At 73.4% G+C, this 12,729-nt stretch carries 9 protein-coding genes; 5 read left to right on the top strand and 4 right to left on the bottom strand.

Translation table 11 applies throughout. The features are described 5' to 3' along the window. The first annotated feature begins 153 nt into the window (after window positions 1-153). Entirely contained in the window at window positions 154-1,347 is a 1,194-nt protein-coding gene (locus tag Vgi01_RS15775; protein WP_102657241.1) for an FUSC family protein, read from the top strand. Window positions 1,348-1,378: 31 nt separating this feature from the next. On the opposite strand, the gene Vgi01_RS15770 is transcribed toward Vgi01_RS15775, so the two are convergent. From Vgi01_RS15770 to Vgi01_RS15755, 4 genes are all read right to left on the bottom strand, one after another. Next, complete coding sequence (locus Vgi01_RS15770) at window positions 1,379-1,912, bottom strand: DUF3558 family protein (RefSeq protein ID WP_233196706.1); 534 nt, start codon at window positions 1,910-1,912, stop codon at window positions 1,379-1,381. Window positions 1,913-1,933: 21 nt separating this feature from the next. Continuing rightward, window positions 1,934-2,458, bottom strand: a complete 525-nt coding sequence (locus Vgi01_RS15765; protein WP_146017483.1) for a hypothetical protein — start codon at window positions 2,456-2,458, stop codon at window positions 1,934-1,936. Between the two features lie 112 nt (window positions 2,459-2,570). Beyond that, window positions 2,571-5,339, bottom strand: a complete 2,769-nt coding sequence (locus Vgi01_RS15760) for a helix-turn-helix transcriptional regulator (protein ID WP_204291515.1) — start codon at window positions 5,337-5,339, stop codon at window positions 2,571-2,573. 132 nt (window positions 5,340-5,471) lie between these two features. After that, window positions 5,472-7,154, bottom strand: coding sequence for a hypothetical protein (locus Vgi01_RS15755; RefSeq protein WP_204291514.1), 1,683 nt, complete (start codon window positions 7,152-7,154; stop codon window positions 5,472-5,474). Window positions 7,155-7,446: 292 nt separating this feature from the next. Between Vgi01_RS15755 and Vgi01_RS15750 the strand changes: the two genes are divergently transcribed. The 4 genes from Vgi01_RS15750 to Vgi01_RS15735 are packed head-to-tail and all read left to right on the top strand — an operon-like array spanning window position 7,447 to window position 12,422. Continuing rightward, entirely contained in the window at window positions 7,447-8,280 is an 834-nt protein-coding gene (locus tag Vgi01_RS15750; RefSeq protein ID WP_204291513.1) for an ABC transporter ATP-binding protein, read from the top strand. Window positions 8,281-8,313: 33 nt separating this feature from the next. Continuing rightward, the gene (locus tag Vgi01_RS15745; RefSeq protein WP_204291512.1) at window positions 8,314-9,300 is read left to right on the top strand and encodes an ABC transporter substrate-binding protein; all 987 of its coding nucleotides are present in this window, start codon (window positions 8,314-8,316) and stop codon (window positions 9,298-9,300) included. Continuing rightward, complete coding sequence (locus tag Vgi01_RS15740; protein WP_239088996.1) at window positions 9,297-11,405, top strand: iron ABC transporter permease; 2,109 nt, start codon at window positions 9,297-9,299, stop codon at window positions 11,403-11,405. The genes Vgi01_RS15745 and Vgi01_RS15740 overlap by 4 nt, the downstream gene beginning before the upstream one ends. Before the next feature lie 33 nt (window positions 11,406-11,438). Further along, entirely contained in the window at window positions 11,439-12,422 is a 984-nt protein-coding gene (locus Vgi01_RS15735; protein ID WP_204291621.1) for a siderophore-interacting protein, read from the top strand. The last annotated feature ends 307 nt before the right edge of the window (window positions 12,423-12,729 follow it).

Here is a 12,729-nt window from a genome sequence, read left to right as displayed (position 1 = left end):
GGATCATGAACTTTGTCAATCGACGTACCGCGATGTAAAGGGCTTCTGTGCAGGTGGCACGGCAGTTCGCAATTCGGCCGTGTCGCCTGGATGTGCGACGCGTTCGGGAACAGGCGGTGTGAATGAGCGTGGCCCGTCGGGGTAGTCGGCCGCGTGGCGGCGGGCGAGCGGATCGGGAGCTGGGCGCGTGGCGCCGCCGGCTCGGCGAGGGACCGGGTCGCGGGCACGGTTGCCGCACTCAGCGTCCGGGCCGACTGGCGGGAGCGGCGACGGACCCTGGAGCTGTACGCGATCCTCGCCGTGCAGGCGGGGGTGGCCGCCGCGCTCGCCTGGTGGGTGGCGCACAACCTGCTGCACCATCCGTCACCGGTATTCGCCCCCACCGCCGCCGTCGGCACCATCGCCGCGGCCATCGGCCGACGCACCCGGCGTACCGTCGAACTGCTGCTCGGCGTGCTGGCCGGGCTGCTGGTCGGCGACGCCCTGATCGCGGTCATCGGCACCGGCCCCTGGCAGACCGGCACCGTGGTCACCCTGGCCATCCTGCTCGCGCTGAGCCTGAGCCGGGGCGGACAGGTGGTCACCCAGGCCGGCGGCACCGCCGTGCTGATCGCCACGCTGGCACCGGTGCAGCGCGGACTGGAGGTGCCCCGCATCGTCGACGCCGTGATCGGCGGGGTGACCGCCGTGGTGGTGGTCGCCGTCCTGCCGGTCAACCCGGTACGGATCATCCAGCGGGCGGCGCGTCCGCTCTTCGCTGCCCTGATCCAGCACCTGCACGACGCCGCGGAGGGCATCTCCCACGGTGACTACCCGGCCGTGGCACATGCCCGGGACGCCCTGGGCGGCCTGGACCCGCAGCTCAAACTGCTCAACGACGCGGTCTCCGGAGCCGGGGAGGCGGTGGCCATCTCACCGGCGCGGTGGCACCGGCGCAGCGAGTTCGAGCACTACGAACGCGGCACCCGCTACCTCGCCCTGGCCATCCGAGGCGGCCAGGAGATGCTGCGCCGGGCGGCCACCGCGATCCGCGACGACGAGCCGGTGCCACCCGGGCTGGCCGCCGCCGTGCACTACTTCGGTGACGCCCTCGCGCTGCTCCAGGTCGAGGCGGAGAGCGGGCGTCACACCGACCGGTCCGAACAGCTGATCCTCAAGGCGGTGGACCGGGCCGCCGAGGCGTACGCCGAAGGGGTCGGCTTCTCCGGCAGCGTGGTGGTGGCGCAGATCCGTACCGTCGCCACCGACCTGCTGCGCAGCCTCGGCTGTGACGAAGAGGAAGCCAGCGGCGTGATCCGGAAACGCTTCGACGCGCAGCACGAGACCACCGAGAGTGACCCGACGTGACCGACCGCCCGGCGTGACCGACCGGGGCGGATCAGAGCCGGCCGGCGACCGTCCGCGCCAACTCGGTCAGCCGCTCGTCGTACTTGGCCATGTCGTCGGTGCGGACCAGCCGGATGGCCACCCAGACCCCGGAGACGTTGACGAAGACCATCCCCTCCTCGAGGTACGCCTCGTCCCCGATGCCGGACAGCGTCTCGAACTCGTGCTTCAGGTCGCGGTCGATGTCCAGGATCTTCTTCGCCCCGTCGCCGACGTGCACCTCGACCTGCGCCACCGGCCCCGAGACGGGCCCGGTGAACCAGCAGGTCTCCCCGCTCGGCAGCGGGTCATCCAGCGGCGTACCGGCCAGCTTCTCGGCATCCTCCTTCGAGACCAGCGCGCAGGCGTCGACCGGCGCCGCGGCGGGGGGCTCCGGTGCCTCGGTGGCCTCGGTCGGTGGCGCGGGCTCCGACGGCTGCGCCGGTGCCGGCGGTGCCGCCGCAGGCTCCGTACCGCCGCAGGCGGCCAGGACGGTGAGAACGGTGGCCGCCGCGGCGAGTCGGGCGACGGAGGTCAGGTGCCGCACGGTGTCTCCTTCGTCGGGGCTTCAGTTCGGCAGGGCGTCGGCCAGCTTGCGCATCGCCTGGGCATATCCGTCGGGCTCAGCGCCGAGACGCTGGAAGCTGCTCAGCGTCACGGTGAAGCTGCCCGCCCCGTTGATCACCACCGCTTCCGCCTCGATGTCCTTCACCGCCAGGTAGCTCTTGTCGCCGACGCCGAGGTCGGTCACCGACTGGTAGATCTGGTCGGCCTGCTGGCGCTGGTAGTCGTAGGTCATCTCACCGGCGACCCGCGACGCGGTGGTCACGGTGAGCAGGGCGATGCCGTCACCGAAGCTGCAGTTGCCCTTGTCGTCGAGTTGCTGGCCGACGATCCCGGTGACCTGCTCGGCGGTGAAGGGGCAGGCCGGCCGGACCGCGTCGGCACCGTCGACGGGCAGGTCGAGATCGGCGTCCGAACCGGCATCCGACCCGGCGTCCGGACCGGCGCCCCGTGTCGCCGGTTCGCTGTCGCCGCAGCCGGTCAGTGCCAGCGCCGTCGCGAGCAGCACAGGCAGAATCAGTCGTCGCACCGGTCCGTTCCCCCTCCTCCGCCCGGCCGGCAGCGCTGCGCATCAGCACCTGCGACAGTCGGGGTGCACTCGACGGTACGGCCGCCCCCCGGGGAAGGAATCCGGTGTTTCCCTAGCCTTTGTGGCCGCCGGCCGATACCGCGTCGGCGCTGACCCGGGCCAGTGCCGCGTTGAGTTCGGCCCGTCGGGAGATGCCCAGCTTGCGGTACACGCGGGACAGGTTCGTCTCCACCGTCTTGGGGCTGACGAACAGTTCGTCGGCGATGGCGCGGCTGGTCCGTCCGAGCGCGGCGAGCCGCGCCACCCGCTCCTCGGTGGCGGTCAACGCCGACGGCGCCGGGGGCCGCCCACCCAGCCGGGCCGCCTCCGCCCGGGCCCGCGCGGCGAACGCCGCCGCGCCCAGCGCGTCGAATTCGGCCGCTGCAGCCGTGAGCGCCTCCCGAGCCGGGCGTTTACGGCGCAGCCGCCGATGCACCACTCCGGCGACCAGCAGGCAGCGGGCCCGATCCAGGGGCAGCACGTGCGGCGCCACCGCCGCGCGGGCGGCGGCGAGGTCGTCGAGGGCGGCCGACGGGTCCCCGCCCTCGGCGCTGTCCAGCAGGGCACGACTGCGGGCCAGGCCCAGCAGCGTCCACGGTCGCGGCAGGCGGCGGTGCCGTTCGGTCAGCCGGTGCAGGGCGACGCGGGCGGTGGCGAGATCACCGGCGGCCACGCACGCTTCGATCCAGTCCGGCTCGAAGCGCTGCGCCAACGGCTCGGCCAGCCCCATCCGGTCCACCAACGCGGCCAGCCGACCGTAACCGACCGCCGCGTCGGCGACCCGGCCGGCGCAGAGCGCGACGAACGCGCCGAGTTGCAGGTGGATCCGGCGGCACCAGTCGTCGTCGAGGTCCTCGCCCAGGCGTACGCCCGCCTCCGCCACCTGCGCCGCCGCGTCGAGCCGCCCCCGCAGGGCGTCGAGCAGCCCGGTCAGCCAGGTCTCCGCGGTCAACTCGGTGCCCAGCAGCTCACCGAGGTCACGGGCCGCCGCGATGTGCCGTTGCGCCATCGACCAGCGTCCGGCGAGCAGTTCGGTCTCACCGAGATGCTTGAGCAGTTCGTACTGGGAGGGTTCGTCACCGCGCGCCGCCGCCCGGTCCAACAGCCGGGTCAGCCGATCCCGGGCCCGGTCGGGATCGTCGATCCCCTTCCACCAGACCGCCGGGATGGTGCCCGCCAACCAGGACGGTTCCGGCCCTTCCATGGCCAGTGCCCGGTCGAGCAACTCGGTGCGGGGTGGCGCACCGGCGCGTACCTCGCTGTTGAACAGGTGCAGCAGCGCCGCGGCCAGCAGTTCCCGGTCCCCACCCGGGCCGCTGAGCAGGGCGATGGCCGACTCCGCGTGGGTACGCGCCGGGTCCGGCAGGTCGACGAAGAGGGCCAGGTGGGCGTGGATCCGGCCGGCGAGCAGGGAATCGGGCTGCGTGGCGGCCAGGGCCCGCCCGGCGGCCGCCAGCGCGGTGCCGCCCGGCTCGTCGGCGCTCCATGCGACCACGGCGCGCAGCAGCAGCGCCTCGGCGCGGACGTGACCCGTGAAGCTGGCGGCCACCTCATCGGCGGCCGTCCGGGCACCCGGATGGTCGCCACAGTCGAACCGGCACCGGGCCGCCGCCAGCAGCCGCTGCCCCAGGGTGGGGCGGTCGTCGGCCGGGGTGAGCCGCGCGGCTGCCTCGTAGAGGTTCGCCGCCGCGTCCGGCGCACCTCGGGTGTGTTGCCGCACGGCGGCTGCGGCGAGGGCGTCGGCCACCACCGGATCGGCCCCGGTGGTGCAGGCGGCCAGCTGGCGTACCCGTTCGTCGGGGTCGGCGACCACCCCGGCCAGCCTGCGGTGCAGCCCTCGGCGGACACCGGGCGGAATGCCGGCCCGCACCGCCGCCGCGTACACCGGATGGGTGAACTCCACCCGGGCCGGTGTCACCGCCAGCAGCCCGGCCTCCTCGGCGGCGTCGAACGCGCGTGGCCCCACGCCCGCCGCCGTGAGGTCGCGCAGCAGGGGGACGCTGAGCAGCGCCGCGAGCCGGACGGCGTCGCGGCACCGGGCCGGCAGTTCGGCGAGCACGTCGGCGAGGAGTTGATGCATGGACGAGGCGACAGGTAGCTCCTGTGCCGGCTCCGGTGGCTTCGGCAGCCGCTGCACCGCGCGGGCCACCTCGATGGCGACAAGCGGATTGCCGCCGGCTTCCCGGGCGATGCGGGCCAGCAGCGGACGGTCGAGACCGGCACCGACCCGCTCGCGCAGGACATGATGCAGCGCGTTCACACCCAGCGGCGTCACCTCCAGCCGAGTCAGCCGGCCGGCACCCGCGTCGAGCCCGAGCGGGGCCGCCGGCACCGCCGGCCCGCTCGCGCTGCGACTGCTGACCAGGGTGGCCGGTCCCGGGCCGACCCGGCGCAGGGCGAACCGCAGGGCACGTTCGCTCGGCCGGTCGAGCCAGGGCGCGTCGTCCACGGCCAGCAGCACCGGCCGGCCCGAGGCGAGCGCCGCCTCCAGCAGCGACCGGGTGGCCGCCCCGATCACGCGTTCGTCGATCGTCTCGTCGCTGTCGCCGGTGACCAGGACCGTCTCGGCGGCGATGCGCTGCGGACGCGGCAGCTCCGCCGCCAGGTCGGCAAGCGGGCGGAGCAGGTCGGCGAGGGCGGCGAAGGGGAGTTCGGCCTCGCATTCGGTCGGCGCGCAGGAGAGCACGAGCCAACCCGACCGGGCCGCCTCGGCGGTCAGCGCCCGCAACAGCGCGGTCTTGCCGATGCCGGCGGGGCCTTCCAGCAGCACCTGCCCCGGCTCGCCCAGCGAGCGCCAGGCCTGGTCGAATACCTCGTCCCGGCCGACGAGCGCACGCCGCATGGGGCGATTCTGGCACCGTGCACCGCCGGTGACCATCGTGCGGACGCCTGACGCGCCGAGCACGTTCAGCGGTGCCGGAGGCGCGAAACGCCCGGCCCCACGCTCCACAGTGGCGTAGGGCCGGGCTGGTGATCAGTGTGTCGACGGCTGCGGCGCGCGATCGGCCGCGTCGTCCTCCTGGTCCTCGGGCTGCCCGGCGAACCAGTTGATGCCCGCCGGACCGCCGGCGAGCGCCGCCTCGGCCCGCGCCAGCGCGGCGGTCGGCATCGGTACGGTCGGCCCGAGGTGCGCCTGCCCTGCCCGTTCGCCCTCGACGGCCGGTTCGCTGCCGCCGGGTGCCTCCAGGCTTGGCGGGGCCGGGCGGGTCTCAGCAGCCGGGCCCGTCGTCGGCTGGCCGTCGGCCCCGGCGCCACCCGCGGTCGCCTCGCGGGCACCGCGTTCGGCCGTGGCGTCGCGCACGATCGGCTCGGACTCCGGTGCCGGGGTCGGCGGGCGGTGCCCGGTGCGGGCACCGACCATCGGATACTCGGCGGTCTCGCCACCACCGGCCGCAGCGGCCATCACGGCTGCGGCGGCGAGGTCGGCGACCCGCTTGGCCTCCCGCTGCACCCGCGCCCGGGTCTCCTTGGCGTGCCGTTCGGCGGCCTCGACGGCCCGGCGCACCTCGTCCAGTCGCTGGCTCTCCGCGGCGAGATCCCGGACAGTCTCCTCCAGCTGTTGCCGCAGCCCGGTCAGCTCGGCCTCGGTGGCCTCCTTGCCCTGCCGCGTCTCGTCGAGCTGCCGGCGGGCGGTGTCCAGCTCCTCCCGCACCCCGGCCAACGCGTCCTGCTGCTCGCCGATCTCCAGCTGCACGGCGTGCAGGTGCTCCTCGGCGGCTGCGGCCTGATCGTCGCTGTGCCTGCGGACCTCGGCGGCCTGCTCGTCGGCGCGCTTGCGGATCTCCGCGGAGTACTGCTGGGCGTCCGCGATCATCGAGCTGACCCGCTGCTCGGCGGCGCTGCGTTGGGCGGCCAGCTCGCGTTCGACGGTGGCGCGCTGCTCGGTCAGATCCTCCTCGGCCGCGGCGCGCCGCTCGGCCAGCTCCTCCTCGACGGCCGTTCGCCGTTGGGCCAGCTCCTGCTGGCTCTTCGACCGGGCCGCCTGGATCTCCTGGTGGATCTGGGTACGCGCGGAGGTGGTCAACGCCTCCGCCGCCGCGCGGGCCTGCTCCACCTGCTGGCGGCACTGTTCCCCGATGCGGTGGGCCTCCTGCTGGGCGCGCTCGTGTGCGGCCTCGCCGTCGGCGCGCAGCTTGTCGGCCCGCTCCCGGCTCTCCGCCAGCTCGGCATCGGCGGCCGCCCGGAGTTCCTCGTACTTCTTGTCGTGCTCGGCGCGGCGGGCGGCGAGTTCCTCTTCGAGGTCGGCAAGCGCCTTGACGGTGCGTTCCCGGGCGTTGGCGAGGGTCTTCTCCGCCTCCGCCTGGAGCTTGTTGGCCCGCTGAGTGTGCGTGTCGATGATCGCCGCGGCCTGCTTCTCCGCGAGGTCCAGGATCTGGCCGACCATCGGGCCCACATCCTGGAAGGTCGCCTTGTCCAATTGCGCCGGTCGCTGCCGCAGATCGGCGACCTCGGCCTGGGCCGCCTGGAGTTTGGCGGTCAGCTCCCGAGCGCGCCCCAGGGCCCGGTCCCGCTCGGCCGAGACCGTGCTGAGTTGACCGTCCAACTGCTCCACATAGCGGTCGACCTGCTTTCTCTCGTAACCGCGCAGGGTCACCTCGAAGGTCGGCCGTGAGGCCAGGTCGTCGCGGATGGCGTACGGCTCCTCGCCGATGGACATGCCTCATCCTCCGTACGATCGCGGATCGGCGCACCGGCGACCCGGCGGCGATGACGCGCAACGCTACCGCCGCTCGTGTCGATCTGTCGTCCCACCCCGGTACGTTTTCGCGTTCCCCGAGGGGCGGTTTCGCAGGTGTGGGCAGCGAGGGTTGCCGAGTGTGTCCGGCCGGCGACCGAAGGGGGTCGGAGTCGGTCGGCGGCATCGATGTTCTCCGACCGGGACAGGGCCCCGCGGGACGTGAAGGGGGTCCGCGTCTTGACACGAAGTTAGGTTAGGTTAACCTAACCGCATGTCGAGCGGACTGGCGTCGAACGACGCTGACCAGCGCCTACGCGGCGTCGACCTCTGCCTGGGATATCACGGTACGGCAGTGGTTCACGGCGCCTCGATCGGGCTACGTGCCGGAAAGGTGACCGCCCTCGTCGGCCCGAACGGTAGCGGCAAGTCCACCCTGCTGCGCGCGTTGGCCCGGCTGCACCCGATCGACACCGGCAGAGTGGTCTGCGCCGACGGGATCGCCGCGGCCAGCCTGCCGGCCAAGGAGTTCGCCCGCCGGGTCACCCTGCTCGCCCAGAGCCGACCGGTGCCCAACGGCGTCACCGTCCGTGACGTGGTCGGCTACGGCCGCCACCCCTACCGGGGCCGCTGGCGCACCGACGACCCCGAGGGCCCGGCCGCGATCGCCCGCGCGATGGCGGTCACCGGGGTGACCGCGATGGCCGACCGGCCCGTCGACGAACTCTCCGGCGGCGAACTCCAGCGGGTCTGGCTGGCCACCTGCCTGGCCCAGGACACCGCGGTGCTGCTGCTCGACGAACCCACCACCTTCCTCGACCTGCGCTACCAGATCGAGATCCTCGACCTGATGCGCGACCTGGCCGACGAGCACGGCGTCGCGGTCGGCGTGGTGCTGCACGACCTCAACCAGGCCGCCGCGGTGGCCGACGAGGTGGTCCTGCTGCACAACGGCCGGATCCGTGCCACCGGCACCCCGGCGCAGGTCTTCACCGAGACCGACCTGACCGAGACGTACGGCATCCGCATCGAGGTCGCCACCGATCCCCTCACCGGTCTGGTGACCACCCGCCCCGTGGGACGTCACCTGACCCGAATCCCGGTCTGAACCCGGACCGGTCCTGCAACGAGAAAGAACACCATGTTCCGTACCCGTGTCACCGCCCTGGTCGCCGCCACCGCCACCGCGCTGCTGCTGGCCGCCTGCGGCACCACCGAGAACACCGCCGAGCCCGCACCCTCCGCCTCCGCCGCCGGCGGACCGGTCACCGTGACCGACAGCCGCGGCAAGGAGATCAAGCTCGACAGCCCCGCCACCAAGGTCGTCGGCCTGGAGTGGGGCGAGGTCGAGATGCTGGTCAGCCTCGGCGTCATGCCGGTCGGTGTCGCCGACCCCAAGGGCTACGCCACCTGGGTGACCGCCGCCAAGCTCGACCCCGCGGTCAAGGACGTCGGCACCCGCGGCGAACCCAGCGTCGACTCGATCGTCGCCCTCGCCCCCGACCTGGTGGTCGTCTCCGACGGTCGCGGCGCCGCCCTGCTGGACCAGCTGGAGAAGTACGTCCCCGTGCTGGTGACCAAGAGCAGCGACGCCACCGACAACGTGGGCCGGATGCGCGCCGACCTCAACATGATCGCCAAGGCGGTCGGCAAGACCGCCGAGGCGGAGAAGCTGCTCGCCGACTTCGACGCCGCCCTGGCCGACGGCAAGAAGAAGATCGCCGACGCCGGTGCCGCCGGCAAGCCGTTCGCCATCGCCGACGGCTGGAAGGAAGGCAGCACCGTCAGCATCCGGATGTTCGGCCAGGGTGCCTTCGTCTCCCAGCTCGGCATCCAGCTCGGCCTCACCAACGCCTGGACCGGCAAGGTCGACGAGGTGTGGGGCCTGGGGCAGACCGACGTCGAGGGCCTGACCGGGCTCAAGAGCCCCGACCTGCACTTCTTCTACAACGCCTCGGACGGCACCGACGTCTTCGCCGACGGCCTCGCCGACAACGCGATCTGGAAGTCGCTGCCCTTCGTCAAGCAGGGCAACCTGCACCGGATGCCGGACGGCATCTGGACCTTCGGCGGGCCGCTCTCCGCCAAGCAGTACATCGACCAGTTCGTCAACACCTACGCGGTGTGACCGAGCTGTCCGCGCCTCCGCGTTCGGAGTCGGCCCTCGGGCCGGCTCCGGCCGGACGCCTCCCCGGTACCCGCATCGTCGGGGCCTTCATCGCGGCCACCGCGCTGGCGCTCGTGGTCGCCGTCGTACACCTCACCCAGGGCACCTCCGCCGTGGGCGCGCTCGACCTGCTGCGCCTGCTCACCGGCGGTGACGACGAAACCGTACGGGTGCTCGTCGCCTCCCGGATGCCCCGGTTGCTCGCCGGGCTGACCATCGGTGTCGCGCTCGGCTTCGCCGGTGCGGCCCTGCAGTCCATCGCCCGCAACCCGCTGGCCTCGCCGGACACCCTCGCCGTCAACGCGGGCGCCCACCTGACCATCGTCTCGGTCGCCGCGTTCGGCATCGCGCTGCCCGCGTTGCCCGCCGGCGGGCTCGCCTTCTGTGGCGGCCTCGCGGCGGCGGGACTGGTGATGGCGATGTCCTCCGGCGGGCAGGCCGGCACCACCCGGCTGATCCTCGCCGGCTCGGCCACCGCACTGGCGCTCAGCTCGGTGTCCATGCTGCTGCTCCTGCTCTTCGAACAGGCCACCATCGGCCTGTTCGCCTGGGGCAACGGTTCGCTGGTGCAGAGCGACCTGAACGCGCTCACCCAGCTCGCCCCGATCATCGGCCTCGCCATCGTGGCGCTGATGCTGCTCGGCCACCGCCTCGACATCCTCGCCCTCGGCGACGACACCGCCTCCGTGCTCGGTCTCGACGTGCGGCGTACCCGGCTGATCGTCACTGTGCTGGCCGTCCTGCTCTCCGCCGCGGCGGTCACCCTCACCGGGCCGGTCGGATTCGTCGGCCTCTGCGCGCCGGTGATCGTCCGGCTGCTCGGGCCGCTGGTGCCCGGCGTACACCGTCACCGGGTGCTGCTGCCGCTCTCCGGCATCGCCGGAATGGTCATCGTGCTCGGCTCCGACGTGCTGCTGCGGGCCGCGATGGGTGCCCAGGCCGGTGTCGACATCCCCACCGGCGTGGTGACCACCCTGCTCGGCGCGGCCATCCTGATCTGGCTGGCCCGACGGCACCGCGACGCCGGCCCCACACGCCGACCGCCGGGCGGTCACGCCGCCGTCCGCTCGGCCGCCTTCCACCGCACCGTCGTCGTCGTGGTGGCCACGGTCGCCACCGTCGGGGTGGTGGTCGGCATGCTGGCCGGGGACACCTGGGTGCTCCTCGGTGACCTGGTCAACTGGGTCAACGGCAACACCGGGCCGGCGTACACCTTCGTGCTTGACCAGCGATGGCCTCGCGTCGCCGCCGCCCTGCTGGCCGGCGCGGCGCTGGCGGTGGCCGGCACCACCGTGCAGGCGGTCTGCCGCAACCCGCTGGCCGAGCCCGGCATCCTCGGCATCACCGCCGGCGCCGGACTGGGCGCGGTGTCGCTCATCACCTTCGTGCCGCTGGCCAGCGTCTGGGCCGTCTCCGGAATGGCCGGGCTCGGCGCGATGCTCGCCTTCGCCCTGGTCTACGGCGTGGCCTGGCGCGGTGGGCTCAGCTCCGATCGGCTGGTGCTGATCGGGTTCGGGGCGTGGCAGGGCGGCATGGCCCTGATCACCTTCCTGATCGTCTCCCGCGACCCGTGGAACACCGGCAAGGCGTTGACCTGGATGTCCGGCTCCACCTACGGCCGCACCGCCACCCAGGTGCTGCCGGTGGCGATCGCGCTGCTGGTGCTCACCCCGGCCGTGGTCGCCGCCCGCCGCGAGTTGGACCTGATGGCGTTGGACGACGACACCCCCCGCGTGCTCGGAGTCCGGCTGGAACGCACCCGACTGGTCGCGCTCGGCGCGGCGGCGCTGCTCACCGCCACCGCGGTCTCCGCCGTCGGCGTGATCGGGTTCGTCGGTCTGGTCGCCCCGCACGCCGCCCGCGCCCTGGTCGGCGGTCGACACGCCCGGGTGCTCCCGGTCGCCGCGCTGCTGGGCGCGGCCCTGGTCAGCGTCGCCGACACCCTCGGCCGCACCGTGATCGCCCCGGCACAGATCCCCGCCGGTCTGGTCACCGCCCTGATCGGCACCCCGTACTTCGTCTGGCTGCTGTGGCGCTCGCGTGCCTCAGCCCCTCAGTCCCGGTAACCGGTCCGCGTGGCCCGCACCCTGGAAGGCAGCATGACCAACACCCTGCCCGTCGCACCGTGGCGGTTGTTCTCCGTCGAGATCCGCGCGGTACGCCGGCTCAGCCCGTCCTTCGTCCGGGTCACCTTCACCGGCCCGGACCTGGACCGCTTCGCCGACAACGGCTACGACCAGCGGATCAAGCTGGCCCTGCCGCTGCCCGGTCAGCGGGCGGTCTACCTGCCGCAGGGCCCCGACTGGTACGCGCAGTGGCGGGCGCTGCCGGAGCACCAGCGCAACCCGATCCGCACCTACACCGCGCGAGCGGTCCGGCCGCACCTGCACGAACTCGACGTCGACCTGGTGCTGCACGGCGACGGTGGCCCGGCGAGCCGGTGGGCGCAGCAGGTCCGCCCCGGCGACGAGATCGCCATCGCCGGGCCGGACGCCGGCTACGAGGGCGACCACGGTGGACTGGAGTTCCGCCCGCCGTCGACCGGGTGCCTGCTGCTGGCCGGGGACGAGACGGCGGTCCCGGCGATCAGCGGCATCTGCGAGCGGCTGCCGCTGGACGCCTGCGGCCGGGTGCTGCTGGAGGTTCCCGACGCGGCGGACGTCCTGCCGCTGGTCGCGCCCCCCGGCGTCGAGGTCATCTGGCTGCCCCGCAACGGCGCACCGCACGGTGACCGGCTGATCGGCGCCGTCGCCGACGCGGCCTGTGACCTGCTCGCCGCGTCAGGCGGTGGCCAGCACCAGCAGCCCACCCCACAGCCGGGCGTGCCCGTAGCCGTCGCCGGGGCGATGGCCGGCGCCGGGACGGCCGACGGTCCGACGGTCGACGACGTGGACGTGGACACCACGATCCTCTGGGAGGTCCCCGACGTACCGCCGTCTGCCCCGCTCTACGCCTGGCTGGCCGGGGAGGCGGGCGTCATCCGTACCCTGCGCCGCCACCTGGTCTCCGACTGCGCCCTCGACCGTCGCGCCGTTGCCTTCATGGGCTACTGGCGCCAAGGCCGCCCCGACCCCACCTCCTAACCCCCACCCACCCCACCCCCACGCCCCCTGCCTCCCTCCCTCCCCACGCACCCCTGTCTCCCCGTCGATCTTGCACTTCCCGTCCCCGCAAATCAGTCCTAAGTAGGGCAGATATGCGACCGAAAGTGCAAGATCGCGGGGCGAGAGCGGTCCACCCCGTCCCGCTCAGCGAGTCCCGCCGATCTTGCAGTCTTGGTCGCCGATAAGCGCCTTACGCCCTCTTTGCCCTGACGAAAAGTGCAAGATCGACGGGGAGGGGTGGGGGGTGCGGGGTGGCGGGGAGAGGTGGGAGGGCGGAGAAGGGGGG

Origin of the sequence: Micromonospora gifhornensis, from assembly GCF_016863515.1 — a bacterium.
Taxonomy (GTDB): Bacteria; Actinomycetota; Actinomycetes; order Mycobacteriales; family Micromonosporaceae; genus Micromonospora; species Micromonospora gifhornensis.
This window is presented reverse-complemented; position numbering and strand designations above follow the sequence as displayed.

What these genes read in the sequence shown, in the direction of transcription:
- Vgi01_RS15755 (WP_204291514.1), bottom strand. Translation starts at nt 7,154, where the DNA reads ATGTCCATCGGCGAGGAGCCGTACGCCATCCGCGACGACCTGGCCTCA.
- Vgi01_RS15745 (WP_204291512.1), top strand. Translation starts at nt 8,314, where the DNA reads ATGTTCCGTACCCGTGTCACCGCCCTGGTCGCCGCCACCGCCACCGCG.
- Vgi01_RS15760 (WP_204291515.1), bottom strand. Translation starts at nt 5,339, where the DNA reads ATGCGGCGTGCGCTCGTCGGCCGGGACGAGGTATTCGACCAGGCCTGG.
- Vgi01_RS15735 (WP_204291621.1), top strand. Translation starts at nt 11,439, where the DNA reads ATGACCAACACCCTGCCCGTCGCACCGTGGCGGTTGTTCTCCGTCGAG.
- Vgi01_RS15750 (WP_204291513.1), top strand. Translation starts at nt 7,447, where the DNA reads ATGTCGAGCGGACTGGCGTCGAACGACGCTGACCAGCGCCTACGCGGC.